This window comes from Streptomyces lydicus, from assembly GCF_000717345.1.
In the GTDB taxonomy this organism is placed as follows: Bacteria; Actinomycetota; Actinomycetes; order Streptomycetales; family Streptomycetaceae; genus Streptomyces; species Streptomyces lydicus.
This window is the reverse complement of sequence record NZ_JNZA01000040.1, coordinates 66,377-87,093: the sequence shown is the minus strand read 5'-3', so window position 1 is coordinate 87,093 and position 20,717 is coordinate 66,377. Positions and strand designations below refer to the sequence as shown.

15 protein-coding genes are annotated in these 20,717 nt (G+C 73.9%); 11 read left to right on the top strand and 4 right to left on the bottom strand.

Annotated elements, in window-relative coordinates; translation table 11 throughout:
* Positions 1-4: 4 nt before the first annotated feature.
* Positions 5-700 carry a hypothetical protein gene (locus tag OO62_RS40250; RefSeq protein ID WP_157850174.1) on the top strand — a complete coding sequence of 232 codons (696 nt, stop codon included), beginning with the start codon at positions 5-7 and terminating at the stop codon, positions 698-700.
* Here the strand turns inward: OO62_RS40250 and OO62_RS30185 are convergent.
* The gene (locus tag OO62_RS30185) at positions 675-1,412 is read right to left on the bottom strand and encodes a membrane protein (protein ID WP_033270815.1); all 738 of its coding nucleotides are present in this window, start codon (positions 1,410-1,412) and stop codon (positions 675-677) included. The genes OO62_RS40250 and OO62_RS30185 overlap by 26 nt on opposite strands.
* Positions 1,413-1,563: 151 nt before the next feature.
* Here OO62_RS30185 and OO62_RS30180 point away from each other — a divergent pair, with 151 nt between their 5' ends.
* The 7 genes from OO62_RS30180 (at position 1,564) to OO62_RS30150 (ending at position 12,678) form a co-directional block, all read left to right on the top strand.
* Positions 1,564-2,358, top strand: coding sequence for an adenosylcobinamide-GDP ribazoletransferase (locus OO62_RS30180; RefSeq protein ID WP_033270814.1), 795 nt, complete (start codon positions 1,564-1,566; stop codon positions 2,356-2,358).
* Positions 2,359-2,591: 233 nt separating this feature from the next.
* Positions 2,592-4,136, top strand: coding sequence for a leucyl aminopeptidase (locus tag OO62_RS30175; RefSeq protein WP_033270813.1), 1,545 nt, complete (start codon positions 2,592-2,594; stop codon positions 4,134-4,136).
* A gap of 311 nt (positions 4,137-4,447) precedes the next feature.
* Positions 4,448-5,836 (top strand): dihydrolipoyl dehydrogenase, encoded by a 1,389-nt coding sequence (gene lpdA, locus OO62_RS30170; RefSeq protein WP_033270812.1) that lies wholly within the window; start codon positions 4,448-4,450, stop codon positions 5,834-5,836.
* A 53-nt stretch (positions 5,837-5,889) separates the two neighbouring features.
* A complete protein-coding gene (gene sucB / locus OO62_RS30165) occupies positions 5,890-7,620 on the top strand; it encodes a 2-oxoglutarate dehydrogenase, E2 component, dihydrolipoamide succinyltransferase (RefSeq protein WP_033270811.1) in 1,731 nt (576 codons plus the stop codon).
* A gap of 177 nt (positions 7,621-7,797) precedes the next feature.
* Positions 7,798-8,421, top strand: coding sequence for a GntR family transcriptional regulator (locus tag OO62_RS30160; RefSeq protein WP_033270895.1), 624 nt, complete (start codon positions 7,798-7,800; stop codon positions 8,419-8,421).
* Between the two features lie 298 nt (positions 8,422-8,719).
* Positions 8,720-11,383 carry a pyruvate dehydrogenase (acetyl-transferring), homodimeric type gene (aceE, locus tag OO62_RS30155; RefSeq protein ID WP_033270810.1) on the top strand — a complete coding sequence of 888 codons (2,664 nt, stop codon included), beginning with the start codon at positions 8,720-8,722 and terminating at the stop codon, positions 11,381-11,383.
* A gap of 272 nt (positions 11,384-11,655) precedes the next feature.
* The gene (locus OO62_RS30150) at positions 11,656-12,678 is read left to right on the top strand and encodes a helix-turn-helix transcriptional regulator (RefSeq protein ID WP_033270809.1); all 1,023 of its coding nucleotides are present in this window, start codon (positions 11,656-11,658) and stop codon (positions 12,676-12,678) included.
* Positions 12,679-12,805: 127 nt separating this feature from the next.
* Here the strand turns inward: OO62_RS30150 and OO62_RS30145 are convergent, their stop codons facing one another.
* Both OO62_RS30145 and OO62_RS30140 read right to left on the bottom strand, forming a co-directional pair.
* Positions 12,806-13,750: an SDR family oxidoreductase gene (locus tag OO62_RS30145; protein WP_051733732.1), complete on the bottom strand. Its 945-nt coding sequence runs from the start codon at positions 13,748-13,750 to the stop codon at positions 12,806-12,808.
* Between the two features lie 127 nt (positions 13,751-13,877).
* Positions 13,878-15,782, bottom strand: a complete 1,905-nt coding sequence (locus tag OO62_RS30140) for a hypothetical protein (protein WP_051733731.1) — start codon at positions 15,780-15,782, stop codon at positions 13,878-13,880.
* A 270-nt stretch (positions 15,783-16,052) separates the two neighbouring features.
* On the opposite strand from OO62_RS30140, the gene OO62_RS30135 reads away from it, so the two are divergent.
* The 3 genes from OO62_RS30135 to OO62_RS30125 all read left to right on the top strand — a co-directional run bounded on the left by OO62_RS30135 (position 16,053) and on the right by OO62_RS30125 (position 19,141).
* Positions 16,053-16,571, top strand: a complete 519-nt coding sequence (locus OO62_RS30135; RefSeq protein ID WP_033270807.1) for a DUF4240 domain-containing protein — start codon at positions 16,053-16,055, stop codon at positions 16,569-16,571.
* 116 nt (positions 16,572-16,687) lie between these two features.
* Entirely contained in the window at positions 16,688-17,572 is an 885-nt protein-coding gene (locus OO62_RS30130) for a TIGR01777 family oxidoreductase (RefSeq protein WP_033270806.1), read from the top strand.
* A gap of 264 nt (positions 17,573-17,836) precedes the next feature.
* The gene (locus tag OO62_RS30125; protein WP_033270805.1) at positions 17,837-19,141 is read left to right on the top strand and encodes an FAD-dependent oxidoreductase; all 1,305 of its coding nucleotides are present in this window, start codon (positions 17,837-17,839) and stop codon (positions 19,139-19,141) included.
* A 64-nt stretch (positions 19,142-19,205) separates the two neighbouring features.
* Here OO62_RS30125 and OO62_RS30120 read toward each other — a convergent pair whose 3' ends face one another.
* A complete protein-coding gene (locus OO62_RS30120; RefSeq protein ID WP_033270804.1) occupies positions 19,206-20,663 on the bottom strand; it encodes an NsdA family TPR-like regulatory protein in 1,458 nt (485 codons plus the stop codon).
* Positions 20,664-20,717: the final 54 nt, after the last annotated feature.

Sequence of the window (20,717 nt, the reverse complement as noted above, 5' to 3'; positions counted from 1 at the left end):
GGGGATGCCCGTTCTGCGCCGCGCCGCACGTGCCGAGTGGGGGCCTCTCCTGCGTACGGTACGGTCCGCGCTGGCCGTGGCGAAGCTGCGGGCGATCCCGGTGACGCTCGCCGCGGTGTGCCTCACCCTGGTGTTCCAGTTCGTGCAGAACCAGCCCTGGGGCTACCAGGCGGTGCAGGACATCGGCTCCGTCCAGGCGTGGGAGCACCTGTGGCTGGCGCTGCTGCGCACCCCGCTGTCGCTGTTCGTGCCCGCGCTGGACCTGCCGGTGTGGGGCGCCCTGGCGCAGATCCTGATCGTCTTCGGGATCGCGGAGATCTGTGTGGGCTGGCGGCAGACGCTGCTGGTCGCGTACCTGGCGACGCTCGCCGGGACGATGTACGCCCGGATCGGCATCTGGATCGGCCCGCAGAGTCCGCTGGGGCTGGCCGACTCGGACAAGTACGTGATCGACACCGGCCCGTCGGCGGCGGTGGTGGGGCTGGCGGTGTTCATCTGCTGGCGCTACCGGGCGTGGTTCACCTGCGCGCTGGTGGCGCTGTCGATGCTGCTGGAGGTGTTCTTCATCAAGAACAACCTGGCGGGCAAGGAGCATGTCGCGGCGATCCTGGCGGTGCTGGCGCTGTCCGGGCTGTGGGAGGTGTGGCGTCCGGCCAAGCCGCGGGACGCGCACGTCAGCGGCTGGGGGCGCCCCCGATGAGGTGCTCGACCCTGCGGCGCAGGGCCGACCAGCGGCGGTCGTGACGATAGGCGCGGACCCGGGAACGGGCCCGCGCCTTCGGCCTCTTGCGGTAGAAGCGCCTGGCCCAGGGCGAGTGCGGCCGGGCCAGCCGGACGGCGCCGAAGAGCGCGACGAACGGCACGAAGACCCCGATCACCGCGATCCGGCCCTTGCCCTTCGTCAGGGCGACCAGCGCGAACAGGAAGTTGACCGCCACCGTCCGGATGACGGTGAGGCGGTCGTCGGTCTCGTCCGGGCTGAGCTCGTTGACGCCGAACGGCAGGAAGCCGCCCAGGATCAGGGCGACCAGGGCGACGGTGAGGATGACGATCTCGACGCTCTTGGTCCCGTCCTCGGTCCAGTAGACGTCGTCCAGGTGGAGGATCAGCGCGAACTCGTCCAGGACGAGGCCGACGCCCATCCCGAAGAGCACCGCCGCGACGCCGGCACCGAAGCCGGTCCGGCCGCCGGCGATGGCGATGAAGCCGCCGACGACCATGAGCGCCACGCCGGGCACGACGTGGTGGACGTGGACGCCGCCGGGGGTGATGTTGCGGAACGGCCCCCGGCCGGCGCGGATGAGCCGGGTGATGGCCCGGGTGATCAGGAAGGTCAGCACGAAGGAGGCCAGGGCGAGCAGCAGCGGCAGCTTCTCCGGCTCGACGATGTTGCGGTACCACCAGTGACCCATCCGCCCGCTCCCGTTCATCGACAGACCTCACGCCGCCCGCGCGCGGCACCTCGTCGCACGCGGGCAACAGGACATACCGGAACCATTAGGCCCTCTCCGGTCGGGTGGGGGCGGGAGCCAAACGCCGCGGGCGCCCGGATAACCTGCCGCGGTGAACGACACCCCCGCTCCCCCGGCCCCCCTCGACGCCCTGCGCTTCGCCTTCGGGACGCTGACCGTGCTGCCGGTACGCGTCACCCGCTGGGACCGGGACGCGGCGCGCGGCGGAATGCTCTGCGCGCCGCTGGCCGGGCTGGCCGTCGGGCTGGGCGCGGCGGCGCTCGGCGGGGGGCTGCTGCTGCTCGGCGGGGGCCCGCTGCTCGCCGCGGTCGGCTCCGCCGTGGTGCCGGCGGTGCTCACCCGCGGACTGCATCTGGACGGGCTCGCGGACACCGCCGACGGCCTGGGCAGCGGCAAGCCCGCCGAGGACGCGCTGCGCATCATGAAGCAGTCCGACATCGGCCCGTTCGGGGTCGTCACGCTGCTCTTCGCCCTGCTGGCCCAAGTGGCCGCGCTGGCCGCGCTGTACGGCCAGGGCTGGGCGTACGGCGCGCTGGCCGCGGTGGTCGCGGCGGTCACCGGGCGCGGCGCGCTGACCCTGGCGTCCCGCGCAGGGGTGCCGGCGGCCCGGCCGGAGGGGCTGGGCGCGGCGGTCGCGGGCACCGTCCCGGTGCCGGCGGCGGCGCTGTGTGCCGGGCTGGTGGCCGCGGGGTGCGCGGCCGCGGGTGCCGCCTTCGGCGCGTACGGCGCGCTGCACGCCGGGCTGGCGGCGCTGCTCGGGCTGGGTACCGGCGAGTTGCTGCTGGGGCACTGCCGGCGGCGGTTCGGCGGGGTGACCGGGGACGTGTTCGGCGCGCTGGCGGAGACCGCGGGGCTCGCCGCGCTGGTCGTGCTGACGCTCGGCTAGCGGATGTCTGCCCGGGGCCGGAAAGACGCTCCCGGCCCGGGATCATCCCAACTCGCCTGATTCCCGGGTGAGTTGGAGTCACAGGACACGGGCGGCGGGGGCCCGGGAGACACCGGGCCGGTAACCGGTACTGCGGCAGGCCGGGCCTGACCGCGCCGCCGAGCGTAGGCTCAGCCGCAGCAGCGCCCAGGGCGCAAAAACGGATTCCCGGACGGAACAGGACTCTCATCACCGTGACTGCACTGACCCTCAGTACTTCCTCCGCCGCAACGGTGCGTGCGGATGCCCTCGTCGTCGGCGTGGCAAAGGGCGCCAAGGGCGTCGTTGTCGCCCCCGGCGCGGAGGCCGTGGACAAGGCGTTCGGCGGCAAGCTCGCCGGTGTGCTGGAGACCCTCGGCGCGAGCGGTGCCGAGGGCGAGGTGACCAAGCTGCCCGCCGCCGACGGCCTCAAGGCGCCGGTCGTGCTGGCGGTCGGCCTGGGCGACGCCCCGGCCAAGGACGAGGCGTACGACAACGAGGCGCTGCGGCGCGCCGCGGGCAGTGCCGCCCGTGCGCTGACCGGCAGCAAGAAGGCCGGCTTCGCGCTGCCGGTCGAGGACGCCGAGGCGGCCGCCGCGGTGAGCGAGGGCGCGCTGCTCGGCGCGTACACCTTCACCGCGTACCGCAGCAACGGCAACGGGCAGAACGCCAAGGGCGGCAAGAAGAACGACGCCAAGTCGGCGCCGCTGGCGGAGGTCGCACTGCTCGGCACCAAGCCGCGCGACAAGGAGTTCAAGGCCGCCGCCGAGCGGGCCCAGGCGCTCGCCGCGGAGATCAACCGCGCCCGCGACCTGATCAACATGCCGTCCAACGACCTCGACCCGAAGTCCTTCGCGGCCGAGGCGCAGGCCGCGGCCAAGGAGTTCGGCCTCAAGGTCGAGGTGCTGGACGAGAAGGCGCTCAAGAAGGGCGGCTACGGCGGCCTGCTGGGCGTCGGCCAGGGCTCGGAGGCCCCGCCGCGGCTGGTGCGGATCGCCTACACCCACCCCAAGGCGGAGAAGACCCTGGCACTGGTCGGCAAGGGCATCACCTACGACTCGGGCGGCATCTCGCTCAAGCCGGCGGGCCACAACGAGACCATGAAGTGCGACATGAGCGGTGCCGCCGCGGTCTTCGCCGCGGTGGTGGCCGCGGCCCGGCTGGGCCTGGCGGTCAACGTCACCGGCTGGCTGGCGCTCGCCGAGAACATGCCCTCCGGGTCCGCCACCCGCCCCGGTGACGTGCTGACGATGTACAGCGGCAAGACCGTCGAGGTGCTCAACACCGACGCCGAGGGCCGCCTCGTCCTGGCCGACGCGCTGACCCGGGCGTCGGAGGAGTCGCCGGACGCGATCGTGGACGTCGCCACCCTGACCGGCGCGATGGTGCTGGCACTGGGCCACCGCCACTTCGGGATCATGGCCAACGACGACGCCTTCCGCACCGCGATCCACGAGATCGCCGAGGAGGTCGGCGAGCAGTCCTGGCCGATGCCGATGCCCGAGCACCTCCGCAAGGGCATGGACTCGCCGGTCGCCGACATCGCGAACATGGGTGAGCGGATGGGCGGCGGCCTGGTCGCCGGGCTCTTCCTGAAGGAGTTCGTCGGCGAGGGCATCACCTGGGCGCACCTGGACATCGCGGGTCCGGCCTTCCACGAGGGCGCGCCCTGGGGCTACACCCCCAAGGGCGGCACCGGCTCCGCGGTCCGCACCCTGGTGCGGCTCGCCGAGCGGACCGCGGCGGGCGACCTGGGCTGAGGTCGTTCCGTCTCGTCCGATATGCCCGTACGGCCCCGAGCTCACCGCCCGGGGCCGTCGGTGTGCGTACGACCGCGTGTTCGCCCTCAACGAAATCCGCACGTCCGAACTCGCCGGTAACCCCCTTCGGGCGGCTGATCGGCCGCCCGGAGCCCGGCCCGCCGTCCCGGCTTCGTGGAACAAGTGCGAAGATGGGTTCTCGGCAGGACAGGGCCCCCCTTACCCAGGGCCGAAGTTAAAGCGGCCGAACAACAGCCGCGGTCCGGTCATCGACGACCGGCTCCGGCGTACCCATGCATGGAGGACGTGACGTGGCGAACGACGCCAGCACCGTTTTCGACCTAGTGATCCTCGGAGGCGGTAGCGGTGGTTACGCCGCTGCCCTGCGCGGGGCGCAGCTGGGCCTGGACGTCGCCCTGATCGAGAAGGGCAAGGTCGGCGGTACCTGCCTGCACAACGGCTGCATCCCCACGAAGGCTCTGCTGCACGCCGGTGAGATCGCCGACCAGGCTCGCGAGAGCGAGCAGTTCGGTGTCAAGGCCACTTTCGAGGGCATTGACATCGAGGCGGTCCACAAGTACAAGGACGAGGTCATCTCGGGCCTGTACAAGGGCCTGCAGGGCCTGATCGCCTCCCGCAAGGTGACGTACATCGAGGGTGAGGGCCGGCTGTCCTCCCCGACCTCCGTCGACGTGAACGGCCAGCGCGTCCAGGGCCGCCACGTCCTGCTGGCGACCGGCTCCGTGCCGAAGTCGCTCCCCGGCCTGGAGATCGACGGCAACCGCATCATCTCCTCGGACCACGCCCTCAAGCTGGACCGCGTGCCGAAGTCGGCGATCGTCCTGGGCGGCGGCGTGATCGGCGTCGAGTTCGCCTCGGCGTGGAAGTCCTTCGGCACCGACATCACCATCATCGAGGGCCTCAAGCACCTCGTCCCGGTCGAGGACGAGAACTCCTCCAAGCTTCTTGAGCGCGCGTTCCGCAAGCGCGGCATCAAGTTCAACCTGGGCACCTTCTTCGACAAGGCCGAGTACACCGCGGACGGCGTCAAGGTCACCCTGGCCGACGGCAAGACCTTCGAGGCCGAGGTGCTGCTGGTCGCGATCGGTCGCGGACCGGTCTCGGCGGGCCTGGGCTACGAGGAGCAGGGCGTCGCGACGGACCGCGGCTACGTCCTGGTCGACGAGTACATGCAGACCAACGTGCCGACGATCTCGGCGGTCGGTGACCTCGTTCCCACCCTCCAGCTCGCGCACGTCGGCTTCGCCGAGGGCATGCTGGTGGCGGAGCGGCTGGCCGGTCTGAACGTCGTCCCGATCGACTACGACGGCGTGCCGCGCGTCACGTACTGCCACCCCGAGGTCGCTTCGGTCGGCATCACCGAGGCCAAGGCCAAGGAGCTGTACGGCGCCGACAAGGTCGTCGCCCTGAAGTACAACCTCGCGGGCAACGGCAAGAGCAAGATCCTCAAGACCGCGGGCGAGATCAAGCTCGTCCAGGTCAAGGACGGTGCAGTGGTCGGCGTCCACATGGTCGGTGACCGTATGGGCGAGCAGGTCGGTGAGGCCCAGCTGATCTACAACTGGGAGGCCCTGCCGGCCGAGGTTGCCCAGCTGGTGCACGCCCACCCGACCCAGAACGAGGCACTCGGCGAGGCCCACCTGGCCCTGGCCGGCAAGCCTCTCCACTCCCACGACTGACCCCAGTCCCGGGCGCGACCACATCCGCACATTCGTAAGGAGCAACCGAAACCATGGCGGTTTCCGTAACCCTGCCGGCGCTCGGCGAGAGCGTCACCGAGGGCACCGTCACCCGCTGGCTGAAGGCCGAGGGTGAGCGCGTCGAGGCCGACGAGCCGCTGCTCGAGGTGTCGACCGACAAGGTCGACACCGAGATCCCGGCCCCGGCCGCCGGCGTGCTGACCTCCATCAAGGTCGCCGAGGACGAGACGGTGGAGGTCGGCGCCGAGCTGGCCCTCATCGACGACGGCACGGGCGCGCCCGCTGCCGCCCCGGCCCCCGCGGCCGCCGAGGCTCCGGCCCCGGCTGCCCAGCCCGAGCCCACCCCGGCTCCGGCTGCCGAGACCCCGGCCCCCGCCGCCGCCCCCGCGGGCGGCGCCGAGGGCACGGACGTCGTCCTCCCCGCGCTCGGCGAGAGCGTCACCGAGGGCACCGTCACCCGCTGGCTGAAGGAGGTCGGCGAGGAGGTCTCGGCCGACGAGCCGCTGCTGGAGGTCTCCACCGACAAGGTCGACACCGAGATCCCGGCGCCGGCCTCCGGCACCCTGCTGGAGATCGTCGTCGGCGAGGACGAGACCGCCGAGGTCGGCGCCAAGCTCGCCGTCATCGGTGCCAAGGGCGCGGCTCCGGCCGCCGCTCCGGCCCCGGCCGCCCCGGCCCCCGCCGCCGAGCCGGCTCCGGCCCCCGCGCCCGCCCCGGCGCCGGCCGCTGCCGCCCCGGCGCCCGCGCCGGCTCCGGCCCCCGCGCCGGCTCCGGCTCCGGCTGCTCCGGCCCCCAAGCCGGCCGCTGCCGCTCCGGCGCCGGCCGCCGGTGAGGGCGACGGCGCCTACGTCACTCCGCTGGTGCGCAAGCTCGCCGCGGAGAACGGCGTGGACCTCGCCGCGGTCAAGGGCACCGGCGTCGGTGGCCGCATCCGCAAGCAGGACGTCCTCGCCGCCGCCGAGGCCGCGAAGGCCGCCGCGCCGGCTCCGGCCGCCGCCCCGGCCGCCGCCACCAAGGCTCCGGTCATCGAGGCGTCGCCGCTGCGCGGTCAGACCGTCAAGATGCCGCGCATCCGCAAGGCCATCGGCGACAACATGATGAAGGCCCTGCACGGCCAGGCGCAGCTGACCTCCGTGGTCGAGGTGGACATCACCGCGATCATGCGGATGCGCAACAAGGCCAAGGACGCCTTCGCGCAGCGTGAGGGCGTCAAGCTCTCCCCGATGCCGTTCTTCGTCAAGGCCGCCGTCCAGGCGCTGAAGGCCCACCCGGTCGTCAACGCCCGGATCAACGAGGACGAGGGCACCATCACCTACTTCGACACCGAGAACGTCGGTATCGCGGTGGACTCGGAGAAGGGCCTGATGACCCCGGTCATCAAGGACGCCGGTGACCTCAACATCGCCGGTATCGCCCGTAAGACGGCGGACCTGGCGGGCAAGGTCCGCGCGAACAAGATCACGCCGGACGAGCTGTCCGGTGCGACCTTCACCATCAGCAACACCGGTTCGCGCGGCGCCCTGTTCGACACCGTCATCGTGCCCCCGAACCAGGTCGGCATCCTGGGCATCGGTGCGACCGTCAAGCGCCCGGTGGTCATCAACCACCCGGACCTCGGCGAGACCATCGCGGTGCGCGACATGACCTACCTCGCGCTCTCCTACGACCACCGTCTGGTGGACGGCGCCGACGCCGCCCGCTACCTGACCACGGTCAAGCAGTTCCTGGAGGCCGCCGAGTTCGAGACCGAGATCGGTCTCTGAGTCCCGGCAGTCCCCGGTAGGTGACAGCAAGGGGCCGGCCCCGGTTCGTACAGCATTCCGTACGAGCCGGGGCCGGCCCCTTTGCGCGTCGCCGATCCCGTTCCCCGCCGGGGCCGCCCGCCCGTCCCGGATAATGGCACCCTCGCCACCCCGCCGTGCGCTCTGAAGGAGCACCTCATGACCCCGCCCGTCGTCCATTCGCTGCGCGAGCAGATTCGCGAGCACATCCTCGAGGGGATCGTCAGCGGCCGCTGGCAGCCGGGCGAGCGGATCGTGGAGCGGCGGATCGCGGTCGAGCTGGAGGTCAGCCAGACGCCGGTGCGTGAGGCGCTGCGCGAGCTGGAGTCGCTGCAGCTGATCGAGTCGGCGCCGAACAAGGGCGTACGCGTGCGGAATCTGACCGCGGACGACCTCAAGGAGAGCTATCCGGTGCGGGCCGGGCTGGAGCAGGTGGCCGCCGAGCTGGCCGCCGGGCGGCTGGCCGAGGACACCGCCGCGCTGGAACGGGAGGTGGCGGCGCTGCGCGAGGCGGATCTGACCGGTGACGGGGAGGCGCAGGTGCGGCACACGGTGGCCTTCCACCGGGAGGTCGTGCGGGCGGCCGGCAACTCCGTGCTGCTGCACACCTGGGAGTCGCTGGGCATCGAGGTGTGGACGACGCTGTCGATCCGCTGGTTCAGTCCGGAGCCCCGGTCGCACGCCCAGGACCACCAGGAGATCGTGGACGCCTTCCGGCGGCGCGACCCGAAGATCGGGACGTTGCTGAAGACCCATGTGCTGAGCTGCGCACCGAGGGTCTGAGGGCGGCGCGCACCGACGGTCCGGGAGGGACCGCGGGGCGTAACGGAGGCGGACTCCGGGGCTGGCACGGGGTGCCCCGAAATGCGGCACCCCGTGCCGACCTGCGGTTTTTCGTTCCCGAAGCGTTGATCGATCATCGATCAGAGGCGTATCGTCCTCTGTCGGGGCGCGACACCCTGCCTGCCGAAACCCTGCCGAACTCGCACGGGGTGCCGCCGAAGACCCACCGTCCACGCGACGGGCCGGGCCCGACTTCGACGGCACCCCCGCTTCCCTCCCGTCCGGAAAGGGGCCACCCATGCCCGACCCCGTGCGCCTGCCGTACAGCCAGCTCGACCAGCTCCCGGACCGCGACCCCGAGGAGACCGCCGAGTGGCGCGAGTCGCTTGACGCCGTCACCAAGGCAGCGGGCCCGCATCGCGCCGCGTATCTGATGCGCCGCGCGCTGGAGCACAACGGTGCCCCCGGGCTCGCGCCCCTGGAGACGGACTACGTCAACACCATCCCGACCTCCGCCGAGCCGGCCTTCCCGGGCGACGAGGCGATGGAGGCCCGGATCACCGCCTGGAACCGCTGGAACGCGGCGGCGATGGTCACCCGCGGCTCGCGGTTCGGCGTCGGCGGCCACATCGCGACCTTCGCGTCCGCGGCCTGGCTGTACGAGACCGGCTTCCAGCACTTCTTCCGCGGCAAGGAGGGCGACGGCAGCGGCGACCAGCTCTACATCCAGGGCCACGCCTCCCCCGGCATCTACGCCCGCGCCTTCCTCGACGGCCGCCTCACCGAGGACCACCTCGACCACTTCCGCCAGGAGTCCGGCGGCAAGGGCCTGCCCTCCTACCCGCACCCGCGGCGGCTGCCGTGGCTGTGGGAGTTCCCGACCGTCTCCATGGGCCTCGGCCCGCTGTCGGCGATCTACCAGGCCCGTTTCAACCGCTACCTGGCGGGCCGCGGCATCAAGGACACCGCCGGCTCGCACGTCTGGGCCTTCCTGGGCGACGGCGAGATGGACGAGCCCGAGTCGACCGCCGCCCTCGCGCTGGCCGGCCGCGAGGGCCTGGACAACCTGACCTTCGTCATCAACTGCAACCTCCAGCGCCTGGACGGCCCGGTGCGCGCCAACTTCAAGATCGTTCAGGAGCTGGAGGCGCAGTTCCGCGCCGCCGGCTGGAACGTCGTCAAGTCGCTGTGGGGCTCCGCCTGGGACGAGCTCTTCCAGCTCGACACCACCGGCGCGCTGGTCCGCCGCCTGCGCCAGGTGCCGGACGCGCAGTTCCAGACGTACGCCACCCGCGATGTGGCCTACATCCGCGAGCACTTCTTCGGCGCCGAGCCGGCCCTCGTCGAGATGGCGAAGGTGCTGACCGACGCGAAGATCTCCGAGTGCTTCCACACCTCCCGCGGCGGCCACGAGGCCCGCAAGGTGTACGCGGCGTACAAGGCCGCCGTCGAGTTCAAGGGCGCGCCGACCGTGATCCTGGCCCAGACCGTCAAGGGCTACACCCTCGGCCCCGGATTCGAGTCCAAGAACGCCAACCACCAGATGAAGAAGCTCTCGGGCAAGGAGTTCCGCGCGATGCGCGATCTGCTCGACCTTCCCATCCCGGACGCCAAGCTGGACGAGGACCTGGTGCCGTACGGCCACCCGGGAGCCGACTCCCCCGAGGTCCGCTACCTCCAGGAGCGCCGCGCCGCGCTCGGCGGCCCGGCCCCGGCCCGCCGCCTGCACGCCTCGGCCGCGCTGCCCCAGCCCGAGGAGCGCGCCTTCAAGGCCCTGTACAAGGGGTCCGGCAAGCAGGAGATGGCCACCACCATGGCCTTCGTCCGCCTGGTCAAGGACCTGATGCGGGACAAGGAGACCGGCCGCCGCTGGGTGCCGATCGTCCCGGACGAGGCCCGTACCTTCGGTATGGAGTCGCTGTTCCCCTCGGCCGGCATCTACTCGCCGAAGGGCCAGACGTACGAGCCGGTCGACCGCGACCAGCTGATGTACTACAAGGAGGCCACCGACGGCCAGATCCTCAACGAGGGGATCACCGAGGCCGGCGCCATGGCCGACTTCATCGCCGCCGCCACGTCGTACGCGACCCACGGCGAGCCGATGATCCCCTTCTACATCTTCTACTCGATGTTCGGCTGGCAGCGCACCGCGGACCAGATGTGGCAGCTCGCCGACCAGCTCGGCAAGGGCTTCATCGTCGGCGCCACCGCGGGCCGTACGACCCTGACCGGTGAGGGCCTCCAGCACGCCGACGGTCACTCGCACCTGATCGCGTCCACGAACCCGGCGTCGCTCAACTACGACCCGGCCTTCGCGTACGAGATCGCGGTGATCGTCAAGGACGGTCTGCGCCGGATGTACGGCGAGAACCCTGAGGACGTCTTCTACTACCTCACCGTCTACAACGAGCCCAAGCAGCAGCCCGCCATGCCCGAGGGCGTCGAAGAGGGCATCCTCAAGGGCCTCTACCGCTTCAAGGAGGCCGCCGACGCGACCTCCGAGAGCCCGCGCGCCCAGCTGCTGGCCTCCGGTACCGCGATCCACTGGGCCCTGGAGGCGCAGCGGCTCCTCGCCGAGGACTGGGACGTGGCCGCCGACGTGTGGTCCGCGACCTCCTGGGGCGAGCTGCGCCGGGACGCCCTGGAGTGCGACGCCGCCCGCCTGGACGGCGAGGACCGCATCCCGTACGTCACCCGTGCGCTGGCCGGTGCGCCCGGCCCGGTCGTCGCGGTGAGCGACTGGATGCGGGCCGTCCCGGACCAGATCGCGCCGTGGGTCGAGCAGGACTGGACCTCCATCGGGACCGACGGCTTCGGCCTCTCCGACACCCGCGAGGCGGCCCGCCGCCACTTCGGTGTGGACGCCCAGTCCGTCGTCGTCCAGTCCCTGGCCGCCCTGGCCCGCCGCGGCGAGGTCAAGGCGGAGACGGTCAAGGAGGCGAAGGAGCGCTACGGGCTGTGAGCGCTCGGCGGGCCCGCGTCCGGTGAGGCGCAGCCGCCACCACGCCCTGTGAGAGACGGGCGGCCCCGGCCGACACCGGGGCCGCCCGCCACTCCGGGGCCACCGACTCCCGTGCGGGGGCGACCTACCCGCGCCCGGAGCCTCCGCACGGGAACCCACTGGCCCGGCCGGTCACGCCCTGACTTCGGCCGGGCCTTCCTTCTTCGCACGCCCGCCTCGGCGCCGCGCACCGCGGCCCCCGCGTTGTCAGTGGGTGGCGGGATGATGACGGCATGCGTGCTGCACGGCTGATCAAGATGGTGTTGCTGCTCCAGGCGCGGCCGTCGATGACGGGCCCCGAGCTGGCGCAGGAGCTGGAGGTGTCCGAGCGTACGGTCGCGCGGGACGTGCTCTCCCTCTCCGAGGCCGGGGTGCCCGTCTACGCGGACCGCGGCCGGTCCGGCGGCTACCGCCTCATCGGCGGCTACCGCACCCGCCTCACCGGCCTCGGCCGCAGCGAGGCGGAGGCCCTCTTCCTGTCCGGAGTGCCGTCCGCGCTGCGCGAGATGGGCCTCGCGGACGCCGCGTCGGCCGCCCGTCTGAAGGTCTCCGCCGCACTGCTGCCCGAGCTGCGGGACGCCGCGACGGGCGCCGCCCAGCGGTTCCACCTCGACGCGCCCGCCTGGTATCAGGAGCCCCGGACCCCGGCCCTGCTGCCCGCCGTCGCCGGCGCGGTCTGGGACGACCGCCGGATCACCGCCCGCTACCTCCGCAAGGACATCGAGGTGGAGCGGCAGTTGGAGCCGTACGGCCTGGTCCTGAAGGCGGGCGTGTGGTATCTGGCGGCGCGTGCGCAGGGGGACTTCCGGGTCTACCGCGTCGACCGGTTCACCGCCATGGAGGTCCCGGACGGCGGAGAGGGCGGCGGAGAGGACGGCGCGGAGGGCCCCACGGGCGGCGGGCGGTTCATCCGGGACGAGGCGTTCGACCTGCCCGCCTTCTGGGCGGAGCGGGCCGCGCAGTTCGCCCGCTCGCTCCTGCGCGAGGAGGTGGTGGTCCGGCTCTCCACCCACGGGGTGCGCCGGCTGCCGCACGTCACCGAGCGCGCGGCCGCCGAGGAGGCGATCGACGCGGCCCGGTCCGGCGACGGCCCCGACGCGCAGGGCCGGCTGACCGTCCGGCTCGCCGTGGAGTCCGCCGAGGTCGCCTACGCCCAGCTGCTGGGGCTCGGGCCGGAGGGCGAGGTACTCCACCCCCCGGCACTGCGGGAGCGCTTCGCGGCGGCCGCCCGGCGCACGGCTGCCCTGTACGCGTAGAGCCGGATCCGTACTACACCCGGAGCGGTGTCCGTACGCCCCCGGGACACTGTCCACACGCCTGAGCCGGTGTCCGTACGCCCCCGGGGCCGGCGCCCGTGCGCGCCCCGGCCGCCGCGCTCACGGCCTACCGGTAGTCCGCGGCGGTGGCCTGCTTGCCGCCGAAGACCACGTCCTCGAAGTAGCCGAAGCAGTCCGGGCGGGAGCCGTCGGTGTCGGTGAAGCCGTACTCCTTCGCCAGCTGGCCACTGGAGAGGGACTGCCCGGTCCAGCGCGCCCGTTCCGGGTCGGCGGCGAGCGCGCGGACGCCGCGGCCGATCAGGGCCGGCGACTCGGCGATGGCGAAGTGCGGCTCCTGGGCGACCGCCTCGCGCCAGGTCTCCTCCGTCACCCCGAAGTGATCCAGCATCTCCTCGGACCGCAGGAAGCCGGGGGTGAGCGAGACCGCCGTGCCGCCGTGTTCCGTCAGCTCGGCGGCGAGGCCGAAGGCGATCCGGTGCGGGGCGTTCTTCGTCAGGTCGAAGCAGAGGCTGCCGCGGTAGCGGCGGTTGAACGCGGCGGTGCCGTCGGTGACCTCGACCACCAGCCCGCCGGGCCGCCTGATCAGCAGCGGCAGCGCGAAATGGCTGGTGATGACGTGGGTGTCGATGCCCAGGCGGAACATCCGCAAGGCGTTGTCCAGATCCAGGTCCCAGAGCCTGGTGTCGAACTCGATCAGCCGGTCGCCGCCCCAGACGCTGTTGACCAGCACGTCCAGCCGCCCCTGCTCACGGTCGATGCGCTCGATCAGCGCCTTGACCTGCGCGGGCTCCAGATGGTCGGTCGGTACGGCGATCCCGGTGCCTCCCGCCGCGGTCACCAGCTCCGCGGTCTGCTCGATCGTCTCCGTGGGCCGGCCGACCTCGCTGACCCGCTCCCGGGTCGTCCGCCCGGTCACGTACACCAGGGCGCCGGCCCGGCCCAGCTCGACCGCCATCGCCCGCCCCGCGCCCCGGGTCGCCCCGGCGACCAGCGCCACCCGCCCGGCCAGCTCCCCCGCTGCCGCCTGCCCCGTTGCTGCCTGTGCCGTCATGTACGCCGCTCCTCGGTGTGGTGGTCAGGTGTGTCCGGCCTCCGTACACGGTGACGATGACAGCGAAACCCGACATCTCCTGTCCGGATTCACGGACCGCTTCACCGGCCCGGGCCGCCCCGCCCGCCTACGGCCGGAGCGCCCGCACCGTGCGGCCGTCCCGGAGCCGGCCGACCACCTCCGCACGGGCGCCGGGACCGGGAGCGGGTGCGGCGAGCGCGGTGGCCTTGGCGGTGGCCCGTACGCCGCCGGTGGCATCGAGCCCGGTGACGGGGCCGCCGCCGGCCGCGAGCAGGTACCACCTGCCGGACTGCGCCCGCCAGTTGACGTCCCCAACCACCTGCGGGCCGAAGCGCCCGCAGGTCACGGTGGAGGCGGCCCGCCCCGCGAGCCGCCCCGGGTCGGCCGGCCGGGCGGCGGGCGGCAGGAAGCGGACGGTCACGCTGCCGGGGCCGCGCCAGGTGTCGGCGCGGGTGCAGACCCAGGTCGCCCGGCCGCCGCCCTCGGGCAGGGGCTGCTCGGCGAACGCCCAGTCGTTGACGGTCCGTACGCCGGCGCCCCGCAGCGCCCCGAGCGAGCACGCGGTACGCGCCCAGGTCCGCAGCGCCGCCGGGTCGGTCGCCTCGTGCGGCCCGGCTCCCGGGGCGCCGCCGGACGCCGGCGGTCCCGAGGTGAGGTGGACGGGCACGAGGTCGTCGAGGTCGGCGAGCAGGAAGGCGGGGGTGCTCCCGCCGAGCCGCGTCGAGGGGCGGAACTGCGCCACCGGCCAGCGTCCGCAGCCGGCGCCCGCCGGGGGCGGGGTGGGGATGCGGTCGGTGACCCCGTCCGGGGCGACGTGCAGTCCGTGCGGCGGGGCGCCCGGGGCGAGCAGATCGCGGCTGGCGACGTCGGAGATCCACGGTGCGAGCAGATAGCGCATCCAGCCGTTGCCCCGGCCGATGACCAGCCCCGCGGCGGTCGTCACATCCGCGGCGTCGACGCGGGCGAAGTGCAGCGTGGGGGTGGCGTCCTCCGGCTCTGCGTAGCGGACCAGGCGCTCGCCGTCGTACAGCACCACCACCATGACGTTGTCGATCAGCCCGGCGTACAGCAGCTGCGGCGGATGGCCGGGCGGGCGGGTGGAGGTGCCCGCGGCCGCCGTGATCCGGGTGCCTTCGGGCGGCGCCGCCCACACCCGCAGCGCCCGTCCCAGCAGCTCCCGGTCGCCGGCCTGCCGGCCCCGGGCGGGCCAGGCGGTGAAGTCGACGCGGGAGGTGTCGGCCCACTGCTCGTTGGGGGTACGCAGCAGCCGGGCCGGGTCCAGGGCCTGCTGGGCGACGGTCGCGGCGGGGGCCGGCCGGTCGTCGCCGCCGGGCACCGCCGCCACCACCACGCCGATCGCCGCCACGGCCGCCAGCGCGACCGCGACCCGCACCCGCTGCCGGCGGCGCAGCAGGTCCGTCGGCCGGGTCTGCACCGTGCACGGGTCGAACTCGCCGGAGTTGAGCAGCGCCGCGGCGCCGGTCACGGTCTCCCGGTCGAGGTGTCCGGCGGCCCGCTGCGCGGCGTCCGGGTCCTCGGCCCCGGCCCGCTCCAGCACGGCGCGCGCCGCGTCCTCGTCCAGGCCCTCCAGGTGCCACAGCCCGAGGGCCGCCCGCACCGCTGCCGGGACGGCGGACAGCGCCTGGTCCAGGGCGAGTTCATCGGCGCCGCCGGCCCGCGGGAAGAGCCGGAGCCCCCAGACCACGGGCACCGCCGGCAGTCCCGGGCCCGGCCGGCCCTCGTACGCCAGGGCCAGCCGCAGGATCCGCAGCCGCACCTGGTCGTAGCCGGACTCGGGGGCCGGTCCGCGCTGCGCCGGCAGCCCGCGGGGCGGCCGGCGGCGGTTGGCCCGCGGCAGCGCCCGCTGGACCAGGCCGTGCGCGGTCAGGACCCGGCGGTGGCGGCCCATCGACGGGGGTAGCACGAGGTAGGCGAGGCGGACGAGCCGTGGATAGTGCTCAACGATGACCGCCTCGGCCCGTTCGACATCGGCCCGGGTGCGTTCGTCCATGGGCATGGCCTGGAACAGCCCTTCACAAAGTGGCGGATTTGCCGTCTACGCCGTGGTTCGGTCGTTGCACGCCTTCCAACGAGTGATTCTTGGGACGGTCACAAGCGGCGGATCACCGGTACGGAGCACCGGCGGCGGGGGCACCCACCGGGCGGGACGGTCACCACGGGCCGGGGCAACCACCGTCCTCCGCCGTCCGGACAACGACACGGTCGCATCCGGGGCATTCCGCATGCGGCACGCGGCGGCAGGGCAGATGCTTGAGCGGTGATGGACGAGACGGAGTTCTGGGAGCTGATCGACGCGTCCCGCGAGGCCGCCGAGGGCGACCCCGAGGAGCAGGCCGACGCGCTGGTCGAGCGGCTGCTCGTGCTCGACCCGGACGCCGTCGTGGACTTCGCCCGCCACTTCGAGGCCCGGTACAACCGTGCGTACACCTGGGACCTGTGGGCCGCGGCCTCGGTGATGCTGGGCGGCGCCAGCGACGACGCCTTCGACTACTTCCGCTGCTGGCTGATCGGCCAGGGCCGGGAGATCTTCGAGGGCGCGCTGCACGACCCGGACCAGCTGGCCGAGCTGCTGGACGACTTCGACGAGACGGTGGACGGCGACGCCGAGGACCTGGGGTACGCGGCCGACGAGGCGTACGAGCAGATGACCGGCGGGGTGATGCCGGACCTCCAGCTTCCCCCGCCGCCCCGTGAACCGCTGGGTACCTATGTCGACTTCGACGACGACGAGACCCTGACAGAACGCTTCCCCACCCTCTGCGACCGCTTCCGGTCCTAGGGGGTGCCGTGCGCACCGGTCCCGGCGGCGGTGGCTGAGGCCGTTTCAGACCACGCGGGCGGCCGGCCGGGCGGCGTATGCGGCCGCCGGCGCGGCACTGCGGGCAGTATGGGCCCATGCGGATCGCGATCACCGGCTCGACCGGACTCATCGGCAAGGAGCTCGTACGGTCCCTGCGCGCGGACGGCCACGACGTCGTCCGGCTGGTACGGCGGGCGCCCGCGGCCGCCGACGAGGTGCGCTGGGACCCCAAGGCGCAGCGGGTCGACACGGCCGGGCTGGCCGGCTGCGAGGCGGTGGTGCACCTGGCCGGCGCCGGGGTCGGCGACCACCGCTGGACGGCGGCGTACAAGCAGGAGATCCGGGACAGCCGGGTGCTGGGCACCCGGGCCCTCGCCTCGGCGCTCGCCTCGATGGACGCCCCGCCGCGGGTCCTGGTGAGCGGCAGCGCGATCGGCTACTACGGCGACACCGGTGACCGGCGGACGGACGAGACCTCGCCGGCCGGTTCCGGATTCCTGCCCGAGGTGTGCGTGGCCTGGGAGAACGCGGCGAAGCCGGCCGAGGAGGCGGGGATCCGGACGGTCTTCGCCCGCACCGGGCTCGTCGTGGCGCGTTCCGGCGGTGCCTGGGGCCGGCTCTTCCCCCTCTTCAAGCTCGGCCTGGGCGGGCGGCTCGGCGACGGCAGCCAGTACTGGAGCTTCATCTCCCTGCACGACCACATCAGGGCGCTGCGCCACCTCGTCGACTCCGCGGAGCTGACCGGCCCGGTCAACCTCACGGCTCCGGAGCCGGTCACCAACCGCGAGGTCACCGCCGTCATGGGCCGCGTACTGCACCGTCCCACGCTCTTCACCGTCCCGGAGCCGGTGCTGCGGGTCGCCCTCGGGGAGTTCGCCGGTGACGTGCTGGGCAGTCAGCGGGTGATCCCGCGGCGGCTGCTGGACTCGGGGTTCGCCTACGACCATCCGCGGATCGCCGAAGCGGTGCGGGCGGCGTAGTCGCGTCGCCGGGTAGCCGCGGGTGGTGGCGCCGGCCGGACCGGCGGGCCGCGGACAGCAGGGGCGGGCGGCCGTCCAGACGGCGTAGACGGCCGCGCCCCCGGCAAGCTTTGGCCAAAGGCGCCCCGACGCGCCCCGGTCGCCCCCTGTCGCCCGCGCGCCCGCCTCCCTACCCTCCTCGCACACACCACTCGGCATCCCGCGCGCCGGCACCGGGCATGAGTCCGGTGCGCCGACGCTGGGTCCGATCTCCGGGAGGGGCATGTGCTGCGCACCGCATCGACCGTGGACGTCGTCATCGTGGGAGCCGGCCCGGCCGGTCTCGCCGCGGCCCGCCATCTGACCGGCGCGGGAGTGTCGGTCACCGTCCTGGAGGCCGCGGAACGGATCGGCGGCCGGTCCGTCACCGACCGGCTCGACGGCTTCCGGCTGGACCGCTGCGGCCGGCCGCTGGCGGTCCCCGCCGCCGAGCTGCGCCGGACGCCGGGGCTCGAAGACCTGACGCCGCGTCCGTTCGCGCCCGGCCTGAGCGTCCACAACGGGCAGCGGGCCCAACGTATCGGCGCTCCCCGGAGCACTAGGGGCGCACTTTCTGCGGCGCGCGCCCTCACGCGCGCCGCCCGCTGGCTCCCCGCACACACCGATCACCGCACCGACCGCACCACCCCCACCGCCCTCACACCGCCCGACCGCCCCCTCCGCGACGCCCTGGCGGGCCGCCCCGCCTTCCCCCCGCGCACCCACGACGCGTTCCTGCGGCCGCTGCTGGGCGCGCTGCTGTGCGATCCGCAGCTGCGCGGCTCCAGCCGTGTCGCGGCGGCCGCACTGCGGGCGTACGCGCAGGGCCCGCTGTGGCTGCCCGGTGGGGGCGGCGCGGCGGTCCCCGAACTGCTCGCCGCCGCGCTGCCGCCCGGCACGGTCCGTACGTCGGTCCACGTCACTTCGGTCTCCGTCACGGGCGTCAGCACCGCCGAGCACGGCCCCATCCCCTGCCGGGCGGTGCTGGTGGCCACCGGCGCCCGCGACGCGGCCCAGCTGCTGCCGGGGCTGCGGGTGCCGGCCTTCCATCCCGTGACGGTGCTGCACCACACCGCGGGCGCGGCGTCCCAGGGGCGCGGCGCGGCGTTCCGCGACACCGCGCTGGTCCTGCCGACGGACGGCCCGGTCGCCTACAGCTACGTCGCCGGCGCGATCGACCCGTCCCGCACCCCGCCCGGCCGGTCGCTGATCACCACGACCGTGCTCGGTGCCGCGGCGGCGCTGCCGCTGTCCGTCCTCGACAAGACCGTCCGCCCTCAGCTGGAGCGGCTCTACGGGGCGCACACCGACGACTGGCAGCTGCTGACCGGCCATCACGATCCGTACGCGGTCCCGTCGATGCCGGCGCCGCACGACCCGGAGCGCCCGGTCCGGGTCCTCGCCGGCCTCTACGTGTGCGGCGACCACCGCGACACCGGCACACTGGAGGGCGCGCTCAACTCCGGGCGCCGGGCCGCCCGCGCCCTGCTCCAGGACTTCGGCCTGCCGGCCCTGACTGCGGAGCCGGACACCCTGCGGACGGCGGCCTGACCGCCGTACGACGAAGGGGGGCCCGGCCGCGGCGGCCGGGCCCCCCTTCGTCGTACGGGCGTGGTCAGCCCAGCGCCGCCACCCGCTCGCGGTAGCCGCGCACCGCCGCCGCGTCGCGGTACGGCTCCAGACGGCGCTCGAACTCCCTGACGTACTCATGGGCGCGCGCGGAGCGCATCTCGGACGCCTGCAGCGCCGCCTCCGCGCCCAGCGTGCACGCCTGCTCCAGCTCGCCCAGGCCCAGCCGCGCGGTCGCCAGCACCACCCGGCAGAACAGCCGGCTGCGGGCGAAGCCGGCCGCGCGCAGCTGCAGGGAGCGCTCGGCGTGCTGCGAGGCCGCACGGTACTGCTGGAGGTCGCGGTGGCAGTGCGCCAGCTCGTCGGCGAGCTGCGCCTCGTCGAAGAAGCGCGCCCAGTACGGGATGTCGTCGCCGGGGCGCGCGCTCTCCAGCGCCCGCTCCGCCCGGGCCAGCGCCGTCGTGCAGGCCCGGACCTCGCCCAGGACGCCGTGTCCGCGCGCCTCCGCGGAGTGCAGCAGCGCCTGCACGGCGGGCGGGGCGCCGGAGCCGATGCCCTGCTGGGCGACGCGCGCCAGCTGGACGGCCTCCCTGCCGTGCCCCAGATAGACGGCCTGCCGGCTCATCGTCACCAGGACGTAGGAGCCGTACGCCCGGTCGCCGGCGGCCTGCGCCAACCGCAGGGCCTGGACGAAGTACCGCTGCGCCAGTCCGTGCGCGGCGATGTCGTACGACGTCCAGCCCGCCAGCCGGGTCAGATCGGCGGCGGCCGCGAACAGCCGGCGGCCGGTGGCCTCCCCGTAGGTGCCGCGCAGCATGGGCTCGGCCTCGTGCTCCAGGTAGCGCACCAGCGCCTGCCGGGCGTGGCCGCCGCCGTAGGCGTGGTCCAGCGCTCGGAAGAGTTCGCCGACCGAGCGCAGCGCGGCGATGTCCCCGGAGGTGACCCGGGAGCCCTCGGCGCGGTCGACCCGGTCCGTACGGCGCTGCCGCGGCACCGCGGCCCGGCCGCCCTGGGCGGGCACCCGACCGGCCGCCTCACCGGCGGGTTCCCCGCGGGCCACCCGGTCGTCGGGGCGGCCGATCAGCCAGTCCCGGCTGGGCACCACGAGCCCGGCCGGGGTGAAGGCGATCTTGCGGAGCTCGGCATGGCTCCCGGAGTCCTTGCGCCACAGCCCGCTGACGATGTCGACCGCCTCACTGGGGGTGGCGGCGAATTCGAGCCCGGCGTACACCGGCGCACAGGCGTCCAGGCCGAGGTCCTGGGCGGACAGCCGGCGTCCCAGCCGGCGGGTGAAGACCTCGGCGATCAGCGCGGGGGTGGTGCCGCGCGGTTGCTGGCCGCGCAGCCAGCGGGTCACCGACGTCTTGTCGTAACGGAGGTCGAGCCCGTGCTCCAGGCCGAGCTGATCCACCCGTCTGGCAAGTCCGGCGTTGGAAAAGCCCGCCTCGGCGATGAGCGCGGCGAGCTGGCGGTTGGGCGTGTGGTGCGGGGGTCGTTCCGTCATCAGCTTTACCGGTCTCCTGCCTTCCGGGCCGGGCAGCCGGGTTCGGCGGACCCT